Raw genomic sequence first — 15,601 nt, forward strand, 5'->3', positions numbered from 1 at the left:
CTTTGATGCAACTCTCCTCGAGGGACGGACCTCCGTAAGGGCACCCCTGGATTGTGAAGAAGTATACATATACATCCAAAGAAACGCAGAACTTCTGTTTTCATAAACCTGTGATGAAGAAGATGATATAGAGGGTGATACCTTCATCAGACCCTCCTGTATCAACCTTTGAGAGTATAGCATGGGCGCATAAAGGTGTAAATAACAGTTCAATAACGTGTTAAAGCATTAATGAGGTGAGGTTTGAGGGACGGACCTTGGCTGGGGGGAAACAGTGGCTTTATGGTGCTGATTAGAGGTCCGTCCCTCAAAAAAGCTGACCCCGCCAGTGGTTGACGGGGTCAGTTTTTTATCACGTATTACTTTATTTTGGATCGCAGGTAGGCGTTGATGAATGGGTCGATGTCACCGTCCATGACGCCTTGTACGTTTCCTGATTCTGTGTTGGTTCTGTGGTCTTTGACCATGGAGTATGGGTGGAAGACGTAGGAACGGATTTGGCTTCCCCATCCGATTTCTTTTTGCTCTCCACGGATTTCAGCAAGCTCCTGCTCCTGCTCTTCGATCCGCTTCTGATAGAGCTTCGCTTTCAGCATTTTCATCGCTGACTCACGGTTCTTGATTTGAGAACGCTCCGATTGACACGTTACCACCACGTTAGTCGGTAAGTGAGTGATACGGACAGCTGAGTCGGTCGTATTGATATGCTGTCCACCGGCTCCACTTGCACGGTACGTATCGATTTTCAGATCTTCCGTACGGATGTCGATTTCAATTTCTTCATTGAATTCAGGCATCACTTCACAAGATACGAATGATGTGTGACGACGGCCTGAGGAATCGAACGGTGAAATACGCACAAGACGGTGTACGCCCTTTTCAGCTTTCAAGTAGCCGTATGCGTTGTGACCTTTTATCGCTAACGTTACACTCTTGATCCCTGCTTCATCACCTGGAAGATAGTCGAGTGTTTCCACCTTGAATCCGCGTTTTTCACCCCAACGTGTGTACATACGGAGAAGCATGGAACCCCAATCCTGGGACTCGGTTCCGCCTGCACCGGGATGCAGTTCAAGGATCGCATTGTTTTTATCATGTTCTTCGCTTAGAAGAAGCTGCAGCTCGTAGTCATTTAAACGTTTGACCAAGTCAGCAAGCTCTTCTTCCAGGTCTTTTTGAAGTTCTTCATCCGGCTCTTCTTTGACCAGTTCAAGTGTCAATTCGAGGTTCTCTTGTGATTCAAGCAATGATTTGTATTCATTGACGAGTTCCTTCAAGCCGTTTCCTTCATTGATCAGTCCCTGTGCTGTTTGCTGGTCATCCCAGAAGTCGGGTTGGACCATGATTTCGTCCAGTTCCTGGATTCGTGCCTCTTTGTTTTCTAAGTCAAAGAGACCCCCTGAAGTCCGCTAATGTCTTAGCTGATTTTTCTAACTCTGCTCTGATTTCTGATAGTTCCATGTGTGGTCACCTCTATAGTTATTTGGGTTGTTGTTTTGTAAAAATCATTTTGAAGTTTGTATTAGACAGTAGTGTGATTTCCGCTGCAGGTGCTCGCTTTCCGCGGGGCGTGGCTTGAGCCTCCTCGGGCTAAAGCCCTGTGGGGTCTCAACTTCCACGCGTTTCCCGCAGGAGTCGAGCACCTTCCGCTTCAATCAATAGTGTTTTATCACTTGCCAATTTTACAAGTATATTCATTATTAATGCCTTCTAATTTATCTAACCCATAAAAAACGGAAAAGTACCTGGGATTTATTTTAGCAAAATAAGTCCCAGGTATCATCTCAAATCATAAAAATTATCCGGTTATGCCGTGGCAGTGTTTGTATTTTTTGCCGCTTCCGCATGGGCATGGGTCGTTGCGTCCGACGTCTGCTTGTTTGCGGACTGGTTGTTTTTTGGTTTTTGCTCCGTCTTCTTTCGGATTGACCGCTTGGCCCTTGGCCACTTCCTGGCGTTCCAGGTTGTTGCGGATTTCCGCTTTCATGACGTATTTTGCCACGTCTTCTTCGATGGCGAGTACCATGCTTTCGAACATGGCGAAGCCTTCATGCTGGTATTCACGCAGTGGATCATTTTGTCCGTATGCACGGAGGTGGATACCCTGGCGAAGTTGATCCATGGCATCGATGTGATCGATCCATTTCGTATCAACGGCGCGAAGCAGGATGACCTTTTCAAACTCACGCATCTGTTCCGGTGTCAGCTGCTCTTCTTTTTCATTGTAGCGATGCTGTACATCTTCAAAGATGAGAGCCATCATTTCATCGGCTTCTTTTCCACGAAGGTCGTCGACTGTCACGTCATTTTCCGGTAGAAGGTTGGCATTGACGTAATCCACGATACCTTGCAGATTCCAATTCTCCATCTCTTCTTCTGCCGTATGAGCCGCTACCTGGCGCTCGATGACTGATTTAATCATGCCTTCAACGATGTCACGAAGGTTTTCGGAATCGATGACTTCGTTACGCTGCTTGTAGATGATTTCACGCTGTTGACGCAGGACATCATCATATTGAAGAAGCTGTTTACGAGCGTCGAAGTTGTTTCCTTCCACTCGTTTTTGAGCCGATTCGACAGCACGGCTGACCATTTTACTCTGGATCGGCTGGGAATCGTCCATTCCAAGACGTTCCATCATGCTCTTCATGTTGTCGGAGCCGAATCTTCTCATCAATTCATCTTCCATTGAAAGATAGAATTGAGTCACCCCTGGATCTCCCTGACGTCCGGAACGTCCACGAAGCTGATTATCGATACGTCTTGATTCGTGACGTTCCGTACCGATGACGGCAAGACCGCCAAGATCGATGACGCCTTCGCCAAGCTTGATATCTGTACCACGACCGGCCATATTCGTGGCGATCGTCACAGCACCAGGCTGACCCGCTTCTAAAATGATTTCCGCTTCACGGCCATGGTTTTTCGCATTCAACACGTTATGGCGTACGCCTTTTTTCGTGAGGAGCTTAGAAATCAATTCTGACGTTTCAACGGCAACCGTACCGACCAGTACAGGCTGTCCTTTATCGTTACGTTCTTTGATGTCTTCCACTACGGCGTTGAACTTTCCTTCGATGGACGCGTAAATTAAATCGGCGCGGTCATCACGAACGATCGGTCTATTCGTAGGGATGACAATAACGTTCATATTGTAAATATTACGGAACTCTTCTTCTTCCGTCTTCGCTGTACCCGTCATACCAGACAGCTTTTCATACATACGGAAGTAGTTCTGGAACGTGATCGTTGCCATCGTCATGCTTTCATTCTGAATTTCAAGACCTTCTTTTGCTTCAATCGATTGGTGAAGACCGTCACTGTAACGGCGGCCTTTCATCAGACGTCCCGTGAAGGAGTCAACGATGACGATTTCGCCTTCCTGGACAACATAATCCACATCACGGTGCATACTTACATGAGCTTTCAACGCCTGGTTGATGTGGTGGTTCAGGGTTACGTGTGAAATATCAAACAGGTTATCAATATGGAAGGCTCTTTCCACCTTGCTGATTCCATCTTCCGTTAATTGAACACCTTTTGTTTTTTCATCATATGTGTAATCTTCTTCTTTTTTCAGAGTACGTACGACCGCATTCGCCTGGATATAAAGCTGAGGCGTGCGCTGGGCGTTACCTGAAATGATCAATGGTGTACGTGCTTCATCGATCAAGATGGAGTCGACCTCATCAATAACGGCAAAATGAAGGCTGCGCTGAACCATTTGGTCTTTGTAGAGGACCATGTTATCACGAAGGTAATCGAATCCGAATTCGTTATTCGTACCATATGTGATGTCCGCACTATATGCTTCGCGTTTTTCATCTTTAGACATTGAGTTGAGATTGAGCCCAACAGTCAGTCCCAGGAAATTGTACAGTTTCCCCATTTCCTCCGCATCACGGCTCGCCAGATAATCATTGACCGTGATGACGTGAACGCCTTTTCCTGTGATGGCATTTAAGTAAACAGGCATCGTCGCCGTGAGGGTTTTACCTTCACCGGTTTTCATCTCGGAGATGTTCCCGCCATGAAGGGAGATACCACCCATGAGCTGGACGCGGTACGGGTATAGACCCAATACGCGGCGTGCCGCTTCCCGTACGACAGCAAATGCTTCAACGAGCATGTCCTCTAAATCTTCACCCTTTTGATAGCGTTCTTTGAAACGCTCCGTTCTTTCACGGATTTCATCATCCGTCAAACGTTCCATATCAGGACCTAATTCTTCTATTTGATCGGCCAGCTTCTCCAGCCTTTTTAATTCTCTTTTATTCGCATCAAACACTTTATTTAGTAGACCAAGCATGTATAAACGCTCCTTTATCTGTGTTGGAATGAGAGCCAAACGTCACAAGTATAACGAAAGAAAATGAGATTTGGATGAGAATAATGTGAAATCCCTGTAAATTCCCAGGACCTCTTCCGCATCACTCTACTTAAAATTCGCTACAAAACCCAATTATCCTCCCACACAAACACGATATTTTCCCTATCAATCTTACCACTATCCCATACCGGTTACAACTTAAGCCTTTGAGGGACGGACCTCCCTATTGCTGCCCTTTGGAAGGTTGAATGCTTTCATATCAACCTTTCTTTCCACAACGGTCGTGATTTGGGAGGTCCGTCCCTCAAAAAAAGCCGCCTTTATCAGACGACTTTTGTAGGGTGTGTATTGAGTTTGGTTTAGGCGTTCGTTGCTTTCAGCAGTTCGTAGACGGTGTCCTGGTAGCTTTCCCAGATTTGCTTGCTTCGTCTTGAGATGCTGTTGGCAGAGACATCGAAGTATTCGGCGAGTTCTTTTTGAACGTGGCGGATACTGATTTCGTCGATGTTTTTCGCCATGTCGACCATAGCCCCCGAGTAGATTTTCGGGTTGCGGATCGTAGGGCGTTCTGTGTAGAAGTATTTTTCCAATACGGCTACGAGCAGTTCACTCTCTTTCTTATCTTCCCCTTTTTCAGTCAGGAAGGATTGAAGTGAAGTGATCGCTTCATTGTATTCCGGCGTCTTCCAGATTTCGACGCCTTCAATGGAGTCTGCAGAACCCTTATCAGAATCATGCGCTGGATCTGATTCAGCAGACGCTTTATCCGTTGCCGCTGCTTTTCCAGCCTTCTTCTTCTCCGCACTATAAAGGACGAATCCGACATCCGCGATTTCCAGGTACTGACCTGATAAGTAACCATGAAGAGTTTCAAACTCACCCTGTTCGAAACGGATCTTCACTAACTCCATCGCCGCCTTTTCAATCGCCGGATAAATGAAGTATTGAGCAAACGGAAGATATTTCTCCCCGTTCGGCAATAATAATCCCAGGAAGAAGCTGTTCTCTTCAAGCTTACCGAATTTCTCGGTCACGATAAGCGTATCTCCCGTGATCGCTTCCCCGACACGCAGTGTATTGTCATCAAGCTTCTCTACCGTACCCGCTGTCACCCGTACATTTTTCCAAGACTCCAATACCTCAGCTGTCTGTGGTCGAGTCACCGTGCTCAGCTGCTTATCCACAAACCGTTCGATCAAACGAACACCGTCAGCATCCTTCTGAGTCGCTCCGTACCAACTGACAAATGCCATTTCGTATATATCAGGATCCGCCTGCATCAAATCCATCTTGGACAGATAGTGATGATAGGATTCTTCCATCTCGGCAGACTGAGCCGTAGCTATGAAGTCATACAGCTGTGCCTGCAGCACATCCAGTTCCTGACTTACCAGGGTATCTATATTCACAACGTTTTCGCAACATTTCTTATATTTCTTTCCACTGCCGCATGGGCATGGTTCATTTCTTCCGACTGTACTCATGTTTGTAATTACCTCCAACTTCTCTGAGTCCCGTACACAAAGGTTCATTATATAACATTTCAGGCAAGCATTAAACTGTTTTAAAACAAGAAAAAAGAACCAATCACTTTCCGACTGGTTCTTTTTACAATTATCTTCCTTGATTTTTCATATAATCCAAGACATCCAAATCGATATAATTCTCTTCCTGCTCACGCATTTCGAAGTTCTCCGTATGGAGATAGTCTTTCAAATTTTGATAGAGGGACTGCTCTTCTTTTGCATAGCCAAGACGGGTGAGTTCACGTTCCACTTCATCGTGAATGTCACCTTCGATAAGGACCACCCTGCCGGCATCTGATTCTTTAAAGTAGAGCTGATGTAGTAGATAGATCCTCTTCAGTTCCTGGATAGGAGAGGCGTGATCATCAATTCTGAGGTCAATATACCGATCATTGAACCCGCCATATCCACCGTTCTCCTTTACGACTAATAGGGCAGCCGACTGCATGCCACGGGAATCACCGCCTGCTTCCTGGCCGGCATCGAGGGCGTGGAGCAGCCTTTCAGCCAAAGACCCGGTGGTGGACTCAAAGGTATCCGCCATCGCCTTCACGGTTTGATCATCTACTAAAATATTTCCCTGAGCGGCAAAATGCATTCCAGTCTGTCCACCTGCCCAGTCATAGCACCCTTCACCGGTAACAGTGGCCGGGTTGCCACACGCATCGATCAATCCCACCTGGCGCAATGGGCGCTCCGGGTCATCCCTGGTGATGATATCAAGTACCTCTTCCGCCGTCTTACCTTCCTCCATCAGTTGAAGCGCCTGGGGCCCGTAGGAAGTATTGGCGTAGGACTGAGTCGCCACAGCCCCGACTCCCGCTTTCGCAAACGGCACAACCGAACCAACACCGAGGAACTTGGATTGGACTGCAATCCCCCATTCCATCTCTTCCGGGTCAAATCCTATAATGGAATACGTCATGGTGAAATCCTCCTTTAGATTAAAGCGTCAGGATTCAATCCTTTTAGCTCTTCTACTACAAATAACCCATCTTTACGAATTAAAACATCATCGAAATAAATTTCCCCGCCGCCGTATTCAGGGCGCTGGATACACACCATATCCCAATGGACATTGGAACGGTTTCCGTTGTCTGCCTGTTCATAGGCTTGTCCCGGTGTGAAGTGAAAGCTTCCGTTGATTTTTTCATCAAATAAAATATCCAGCATCGGCTCATTGATCTTCGGATTCACCCCAAGGGCAAACTCCCCGATAAAGCGGGCACCTTCGTCTGTATCCAGAATATCGTTCAGTTCCTTCGTTTTATCCGCGGTTGCTTTGATGATTTTTCCGTTTTCAAAGGTAAGGGACACATTGTTAAAAGAAAAACCTCGGTACAGAGTCGGCGTATTATAAGAGATCGTCCCGTTCACGCTATCCTTCACAGGAGCCGTATATACTTCTCCGTCCGGAATATTCCGCTCTCCGAAACACATGACAGACGGAATGTCCTTGATGGAAAACGTAAGGTCCGTCCCTTCACCGGTAATGCGTACCTTGTCCGTTTTGTCCATCAGCTCTTTCAGTGGTTTCTGGGCTGCTTCCATCTGCTTGTAGTCGACCGTGCAGACTTCCATGAGATAGTTGAAGAATGAGTCATAGCTCATTTTCGCTTTTTGGGCGAGTGAGGAGTTTGGATAGTTTAATAGAACCCACTTTTTGTTTTGTATGAGATAATCATTGGATTCTTTCATATGGGGCATAAGTTCCTGCCATTGTTCAGCAGGGACTTCGCTCATCTCCGCGTCGTTGGCATCACTGGCAATACTGATAAAGGAGTCCAAATCCTGATACTGCTCCAAATTCCATTTATTTCGCAGAATCATCTGCTCTGGTTTGGCATGTGTGGCCATGATCCGATTTAATTCCTGGTCTCCCAGTTCAAAGTAAGGAATAGCTCCTATTTCGTAAGCTTTTTTAAGGAGCTCTTTTATTAGGGGCTTCGTTGAATGCTCTCCGGCAATCATGAGCTTTTCCCCTTCTTTGACTTTCAATGAATGAGTCAGCAGTACATCCGCTAACTTCCCTAATCGTGGATCTCTCATTTGATTTCCCCCTATTTTTTGTCTACCTTCAAACTTCGACAAAAAATGGTAAAATCCTCCTATCCACTAAAAAAATCCTGCAGTCAAAGCGACTACAGGATTTCGATGATGTATTTAGTTTGTCTCAATTAAGCCATACTTGCCGTCACGACGCTTGTACACAATGTTCGTTGCGTTCGTCTCTGCGTCAGTGAAGATGAAGAATGTGTGACCCAGCATATTCATCTGCAGGATCGCTTCTTCGCTGTCCATCGGTTTCAGATTGAACTGTTTTGTTCTTACTACTTCCGCATCGTCATCTTCCTCCAATTCAACGGCAGCTGCACCGTTAGGGGAAACATGATTCAGATCTTCCTGAGCCGCGAAGAACTCCTTCGGGCTGCCCTTTTCACGCATCTTCCGGTTCACTCTTGTTTTATGTTTGCGAATTTGACGCTCCAATTTATCTACTATCAGATCAATGGCCGCATACATATCTGCGTTGCGTTCCTCTGCACGTAGAACTAATTGCGGCATTGGAATAGTCACTTCAGTTTTCGTATTTTTATCAGGATACACTTTCAAATTAACATGTACATTTGCATCAGGAGTTTCATTAAAGTAACGGTCTAACTTGCCAATCTTCTTCTCCACGTGTTCGCGAATCGCTGGAGTTACCTCAATGTTCTCGCCTCGAATGTTGTAGTTCAACATGTAAACTCCTCCTTTTAAAAATAAAGCTATGTTTATATATTCTCCATTCCCTTAAATATCCCTGCCTAAACTTTCAAAATTTTTTGTCAACTATCCGACATTTTTGTCATGTTACTGTGAACATTGTCGAATGCATTGATGTGATAAGGGTTTGGAAAAGTGATAGAGTGAGGTACGATGTGTATTTGACTGAGCTATTTCCAATGTGTATTTACTCAACCATCACTCTTTATAGTATTATTTTCTCACTTTTGATGGGGAATAAACGGAGGGAATTTGGAGAATTGGTGTATAAATTGAGGCGGGTTTGTGAATGGGTTTAGGGGTTGTGGTTGTAGTTGCCAGGTACTTTTATGCTTTTAGTGCCTGGCACCGACGAGGGTTTATGTGCCTGGCACCGAAAATAGGTACATTAAGACATCTTCCAATTTTGAGTATTTAATTTGGTTATCACATAGAATTTATATTTTTCTAGGGGATTTTCGCCAAGGCTAGCAAGAAGTTTTCGGTGTCTACTATGGTTTTATCAACTTTTTCAATATATGATTGGTAGCTCTTCCACCTGTACTCTTATAGCAAGACATTATTTTGATAATTCTTATTCTCTTAAAAAAAGCTCATAAAATAATCGGGATTATTTTACGAAGCTTTCATTCATTTCTTTTTATCATAGAACATTCCATCATATTGCATGGATTCAAAGGGGTTTCTATATTTTTGCGCTGATTCTTTTTTCTTATTTAAGTTATTCATATCACGTTTAACTTCAGCACGTAATTTTAGTAGATTCGAATCGATTTCCTTATTCAAAGTAATCATTTGTTTACCTAAAGACTGCTCTTCTGCTGAAAATGGAGGATTGATAGTACCTAGTAGTTGCTGTCTTTTTTCTAAAAGAGAATCAATTTCTTCAATGGTTGTTTCTCTATTTTCTTCATTCAATTTTTCAATCGCTTCTTTTAATTTCTTTGTTATGGTATAACAATGAAGAACCGCGCTCATTAAGCTTGCCCACCTACTCCGGCGTGCTGCTTTTGACGATTCAACTGTATAACTTCTTTCCAAGTATCTCGAAATTCTGTTATATAGCCTTCCACTTCATTTAAAATAGTAACCTCATTCTTTATATTTGCTTCAGTCAAACGACGATTAATGTAGTCATATAAAGACATTAAACTCTGTGAAACTTCCAGATCAGTATTAAGGGTCACCATCAATTCATTAACAATTGCTTGTGTTTTCTGGATATTCGTATTTTTCAATTCCATATTTCTTTCTTCAATGGCTTTCTTAGCGATATGAATAAACTTTAAACTTCCGTTATAAAGCATAAGTGTCAGCTCCCCAGGGGATGCAGTGTTGACCGAGTTGTTCTGATATGCTGTATAAGGGTTATTGATTGCCATATTGACACTCCTTTAGTTTTTGCATCTTTAACATTACATGCCTCCACCAAATTGATTCATTAAGAACATAGATTGTTGGTTGGATTGTTGGATGGCTTTTTCCATAGCGGTGAATTGGCGCCAATAGCGGTTCTCAACCTGAACCATACGATCTTGGAAGCGGTCGATTTGAGAGTTCATATTGGTTAATAACCGGCCAATAGAAAATGTGTTATTTACACTTGAGTATTTTCCCGCTTTTTTCTCAATGCTGCCCATAGTGTCCTTTAAAGTTTCACGTAACCTTCTACCAAGTCCCTGTTCGTTTGAAGTAGTTCCACTTTTAGCAAAGAGCTCATAAATTCCATTCGGGTCTTTAGAAATAGCTTCTTTGAGCTTACTTTCATCGATGACTAATTTGCCATTATCTAAATAATTACTAGAGGTTTTAATGCCTATTTGAGCTAATTGATTCGTAGAAGATGTTCCGCCGGATACAGTACTATATAAATCTACACGCATTTTATTTACACCTGAGGATAAGACAGAATCATTACGAAGAGTTCCACTATGAGATTTCTCTTCCCACAATTCAATTTCCTTTTCAGCCATACCTTCTTTTTGTGTTGAAGTTAATGGCTGGAAGTCACGATATTTCTTTTCGTTTAGTTCACCGTTTACTTTTTCGATTAATTTATTGTATTCGTCCACGAATTTGACGATTTTGTCTAGGATTTTTTCCGTATCTGGTATTGATGAAAAGGTAATGGTCTTAGTTGGATCAGCTTCTTTAAGTGATACCTCAAAACCGTTTAATTGAAATGTGTTCGTAGTTCTCTCGGTTGAAAGACCGTTATAGCTAAATTTTGCATTCATTCCTAAAGAACCTCTGCCATCATTGGTCCCTGGATTTCCGTCTGGATCAGCTGCAATTGTATTAGTCGTATCCAAACCAAGGTTTGTTGTTAAAAAAGACCCGGATAGCTGGATTTCATCCCCTCCAGAAACATCTCCGCTATTTTTAGCTGTAACAGAAACTTTTCTTGTAAATGAATCATAAAACATGGTTACGTTTGAACTGGCGTTAATTTTTGACATAACACTATTCAATGACTCAGTGGTTGGATCAAATGATAGAGTATATCCGTTTGTCTCAATGGTCCCATCTGGTTTGATAGCTTTTATTGTAATAGATTGCGTACCAGTAACACCAGCATCACTTAGACTCGCAGCAGGGTCAAATCCAGAAGTGAAGACCGAATTCGCACTAAACATGGTAGCCGATGATGCTAATTGGTCTATTTTCAAGGTACCATTGAAATCTGAAGTAGAATTAATATTTCTAATAGAAGCCGCATTGGGGTCAGAGGTTTCAATCGTTTTCTGTGAATATGTTGTGTGCTTCATCACGCCATCAAAAATAAGATTACTAAAATCAAACATGGCTTTATTCATATCCCGATAATCATCACGCTGCCACTCTAAATATTGCTTTTTCTGCTCCAGCTTATCGAGAGGTATTCTTTCAGCCTTCATTAAATCTTTTATGATTTGATCAGTGTCCATGCCACTTGCAAGCCCACCTATTCTCATATCATTACTCATAATAATCTCCTATCTTTAAATTTTCTTATCTACCATTAAACCAACATATTCCGTCATTGCCGCATACATATCGAGGATCTTTTTTGCTGGTATTTCCCTAACGACTTCTTGTGATTCGTCATCAACAATCGTAACGTAGTATTCTTTCAATTTATCATGAAATTCAAATTTAAGATGTGAATTAGAAGCTGATAAAAATTCATTCATCCCATGAACGACGTCTTGCATTTTTTCTTTTGTGACAGGTTCTTTTGTTGTTGCTTCCTCTTGGTGTCGTTCCTGAATCTGTATTTGTTTAACCGCTTCACTTGTTTGGCTATTGAATCTTTCAAATGATTGCAATCCTGTAAATCCACCTGTCACTTTTTCAATCATTATTTAATCCTCCTAATGGTTATATGGATTATATCGGGAAATAAAGGAGGAAAGTTTAGTTATTTAATTAAATTCCATTATATTGTGGGGATTTTTGTTTTAGATTTAGATGGGGAAAGTTATTAAAGTATTGGAGGAGATTTAGATAGATTAAATATTTTTGTTCACAACGAATTTCAAAGGCGAAGTCCTTACACTTGTAAATCTTTTGACCTATCTCTAACTCACTTTATGAATTAAGAATATTAAAGTGCAGGTCACACTTCAATACCCTTAATTTTGGCTGGTTAAGAATAAAAAAGACTCACTTAGTATGATTCACTCAAAATTTTTTTTATAGAAGTAATGTGGCTATCTAAAGAATAATTAAGTTTTATATACTCCCTGTAATTTTGGGAATGGTAACCTTCTTTATCAATAGTTAAACTAACAGCTTGATCGATGGTATTCCAAATGAATTTTGAGGGGTATATGTTCTTTGCACCAACAAAGTTATGAATTATTGGTTTAATCCCTTTAGACATCGCCTGCATAACACTTACATTTTGTGATTCAAGCAAACTTGTACAAAGTATATAATGTTTATCCTCTAACCAAGTATCCAGGTCAGTTTGCCATCCCTCAAAAAACACATTATCTTCCATGCCCATTTCCACTATCATTTGATCAAAATAAAGCTTATCTCTTAAATCTTGATACTGACCTGCAATAAATAATTTATACCTTTTATCTGTATCCCAAATACTTTTAAAAGTATGGAGCAATAGCATAGGACCTTTTTTATAATTTATGTATCCTACAAAGGCTATGTTATAGCCTGGCTTCCTCTCTTTGAATGTATATGCACCCAAGTCAACTTCATTAGGAACAATTGCTGTTCTGGAATAGTCTAAATCTGTATTCTCCAAAAATACCTCTCTTATATGCTCTGCAATAAATATGGTTAAATTAACATTTTCCCAATTTACACTTTGAGGAAAGTTTGTGAAAGCTTCATAACTATGTACCCTGCAGATAATCTGTCTTTCATTTGCCAATGCTAATTTTGAACCATAACCGATCAATTCATCACACCATTCAAACCAGCAAATGTCACACCATTTCATACCAATTTCAATATCTTTCAAATTATTTATAATAATTTTTTTCACAATATAATTTTCAGAGAGTTCATCTATTATCCTGATAAGGAAAGAATCCATCCCTTTTTTAACAAAGAAAGCTAATTTTTTCTTTGCTGGCGGCTCTTCTATCCTTTTAACGTTTAAATTATCTATCGCTTCCGACACATCATTCTGGATATCTTCAGTTCCAATCAACTCTAGATCTCTATATATCCTATAAGCTTCTTCACTTTTGTTTTCCATTTCGAATACATATGCAAGATTAAACATAATATCTTGATTTAAAGGAAACTTTTTAATTGCCTCAGATAATAATATTCTTGCGTTTTCATAATGACCTTCTAGTATGAGCAAAGTTCCTTGCATGGAAAGAATATCTGAATCTATCTCAACTTTTTTTTCAATTCTATTTAATAACTCCTTGGCTTCATTTAAATATCCTTCATTAATCATTTGTTCTATCTTATCTTTTATTTGAAATAATTTTTCATTACTTTCCATGATTCTCACTTTCATTCCCTCTATTTGATATTTAAAGAAGAGTGGAATTACTGCCTAATAACTTAATCATTCAGTATCCCACAATAAATTTCACCCTTCTAACTAACATCATAATACTCTTTTTATATAAAATTCTTTTACTAATCTTCTATAATCACTATGATTTTCAATGGCTTCTTTGTAATAATTTAATGCACCTCTTTTATTACCCATTTCTTCTAATTGATTGGCAAATAACATACTAATTATAAATGCATGTTCTTTATTGCCTAATGTTTTATAAATAATTCTTAATTTTTTTTCTTGATAAAGATTTAAAATATAAACATAACCACTCTTAATATAGTTGAAAAATATCTGTTTATAATTGCTTATATTATCCTCTTCAGTCATACCTGAATTAATTATATAACTAAGATAACAGCTTGAAATGACGAAGTACGCCCTATTAAAATTGTAATCATGCTCTTTTAATTCTGTTTCCATGATTTGAGTTCTGAATTTATCTACATTATCTTTGTTCATAATTTTTGAGCATACAAAAAATAACATATCGTCAGAAAGTTTGGTCCCAAAATCAATCAATGATAGGTCTAAATCAAGGATTTTTTGGAATACTTCCTCTAAAAATGTGGAAGGAGTTGTCCTTAAGTTATATTTATTAAAAAATAATCTGATATTATTTATTTTCTCATTTAATGTTTTAGAAATTCTAATTTTATTTAGATGTTGGTATATACCCTCACCTTTGGATAACTCTTGGTGCAAATTCCGTAGTTTATCTGAGGGTAATTTGTCCTTGTGCTTTTCAGTGGTATTTATCATTACCTCACGAACTTTATTATTTTCTGTTTTATATATGAGTTCGTTTATATTCTGGAATTCTTTCATTTCGATAAAGTATTTAATCAATTGTTCATTTTTAAAATATTCATCCTTAATCAAACTGATATAACTTTCACCACTTTTTGCTTTTACGGGGTCTTTTAACAATAAATCCACTAATTTATATGCTGCCACAGTAACCGATCTTTCATCTGTTTTATGAAATTCCATAGCAGAACTTTTTCCAATTTCTAATTGCTCTAACCTATTAAGCAATTCAAAATATTTTATGAAATGAATAGTGGCTTCTTGTTCCATTCCCAATCTTTCGTATGCGCTTGCGAGATAATAACTAAGGTCGATATATTCTTCACTTATCTCTAATCCTTCTTTACAAATATCAATGGTTTGTTCATTTTTCTCTAAAACGTAAGCTAATTTTGCATATACACCATAAATATATAGTTTAGCAGTTTTTTCTTTATCCTTTAGTAACGAATAAGCCATTTTGATTTGTTCAAATGCTTTTTCTGTTTCTCCATGTAATCCATAGCTTTGTGCAAGTTGAAATCTATAATAAATATTATTCGGGTTCTTTTCTAACTCCACTTTAAGTAATTGACTAGTTCTATTAAATTTTCTCTCCATTAGTTGTTCATCATCTCTTATATACCCGTAGTGATTAAGATATACATCAGTCAGATTAATTATCGGGGTTTTAAATTTAGGTTGGTTATGTACCGAACCATCATACTTAAATTCATTATCATTTCTAAATAGTCTTGGTGAAACCATTGTTGAATATAAATTATTCTTCTTATAACTGAAATTTCTAACCCCGATCTGAATCGTGTTAAATTTTTTTGACTTTGAACTATCTAGAACATCTAAAAGTCCCACTCCATTTACTAATTGTTCATCTGCATCAATTATGAATATCCACTCACCAACTGCTTTTGAAATTGTATAGTTCCTCATAGAAGAAAAATCATTGTTCCATTGTTTTTCATAAATTTTACTGGTGAATTCAAAAGCTATTTCTTTACTTTTATCCGTTGATCCTGTATCAACAATGATTAATTCCACCATATTGTCCTTTAGCAAAGGAGTAAGGCTCGGTAAATAGTTTTTTAAATTTTCTTCTTCGTTCTTCACCATCATACAGATGCTTAATTTTAGTTTTCTCAT

Annotated in this window: 12 protein-coding genes; all 12 read right to left on the bottom strand. The window is 39.8% G+C overall.

Features of this window, described 5'->3' with window-relative positions:
• Positions 1–359 precede the first annotated feature (359 nt).
• A protein-coding gene (gene prfB, locus P8596_RS21175) for a peptide chain release factor 2 (protein ID WP_156030177.1) occupies positions 360–1,461 on the bottom strand; the annotation gives its coding sequence in 2 pieces (ribosomal slippage) (positions 360–1,388 and positions 1,390–1,461; 1,101 coding nt in all).
• Positions 1,462–1,798: 337 nt separating this feature from the next.
• Complete coding sequence (secA, locus tag P8596_RS21180; protein ID WP_279724980.1) at positions 1,799–4,309, bottom strand: preprotein translocase subunit SecA; 2,511 nt, start codon at positions 4,307–4,309, stop codon at positions 1,799–1,801.
• 380 nt (positions 4,310–4,689) lie between these two features.
• Positions 4,690–5,814 carry a YecA family protein gene (locus P8596_RS21185; protein WP_279724981.1) on the bottom strand — a complete coding sequence of 375 codons (1,125 nt, stop codon included), beginning with the start codon at positions 5,812–5,814 and terminating at the stop codon, positions 4,690–4,692.
• 130 nt (positions 5,815–5,944) lie between these two features.
• Positions 5,945–6,781 carry a DUF1028 domain-containing protein gene (locus tag P8596_RS21190; protein ID WP_279724984.1) on the bottom strand — a complete coding sequence of 279 codons (837 nt, stop codon included), beginning with the start codon at positions 6,779–6,781 and terminating at the stop codon, positions 5,945–5,947.
• Positions 6,782–6,795: 14 nt separating this feature from the next.
• Positions 6,796–7,905, bottom strand: a complete 1,110-nt coding sequence (locus P8596_RS21195; RefSeq protein ID WP_279724986.1) for an aminopeptidase — start codon at positions 7,903–7,905, stop codon at positions 6,796–6,798.
• Positions 7,906–8,019: 114 nt separating this feature from the next.
• Positions 8,020–8,598 (bottom strand): ribosome hibernation-promoting factor, HPF/YfiA family, encoded by a 579-nt coding sequence (gene hpf / locus P8596_RS21200; protein WP_034764401.1) that lies wholly within the window; start codon positions 8,596–8,598, stop codon positions 8,020–8,022.
• Between the two features lie 654 nt (positions 8,599–9,252).
• Entirely contained in the window at positions 9,253–9,600 is a 348-nt protein-coding gene (gene fliT, locus P8596_RS21205) for a flagellar protein FliT (RefSeq protein WP_279724988.1), read from the bottom strand.
• On the bottom strand, positions 9,600–10,004 hold the full coding sequence (fliS, locus tag P8596_RS21210; protein WP_279724990.1) for a flagellar export chaperone FliS: 405 nt from the start codon (positions 10,002–10,004) through the stop codon (positions 9,600–9,602). Before fliS ends, fliT begins: the two co-directional genes overlap by 1 nt.
• 33 nt (positions 10,005–10,037) lie before the next feature.
• Positions 10,038–11,588, bottom strand: coding sequence for a flagellar hook-associated protein 2 (locus tag P8596_RS21215; RefSeq protein ID WP_279724991.1), 1,551 nt, complete (start codon positions 11,586–11,588; stop codon positions 10,038–10,040).
• A gap of 15 nt (positions 11,589–11,603) precedes the next feature.
• Positions 11,604–11,963, bottom strand: a complete 360-nt coding sequence (gene flaG / locus P8596_RS21220; protein ID WP_279724992.1) for a flagellar protein FlaG — start codon at positions 11,961–11,963, stop codon at positions 11,604–11,606.
• Between the two features lie 308 nt (positions 11,964–12,271).
• On the bottom strand, positions 12,272–13,588 hold the full coding sequence (locus tag P8596_RS21225; protein ID WP_279727043.1) for a glycosyltransferase: 1,317 nt from the start codon (positions 13,586–13,588) through the stop codon (positions 12,272–12,274).
• Between the two features lie 108 nt (positions 13,589–13,696).
• Positions 13,697–15,601 carry a glycosyltransferase gene (locus P8596_RS21230; RefSeq protein WP_279724993.1) on the bottom strand — a complete coding sequence of 635 codons (1,905 nt, stop codon included), beginning with the start codon at positions 15,599–15,601 and terminating at the stop codon, positions 13,697–13,699.

Origin of the sequence: Rossellomorea sp. DA94 (genome assembly GCF_029834455.1) — a bacterium.
In the GTDB taxonomy this organism is placed as follows: Bacteria; Bacillota; Bacilli; order Bacillales; family Bacillaceae_B; genus Rossellomorea; species Rossellomorea vietnamensis.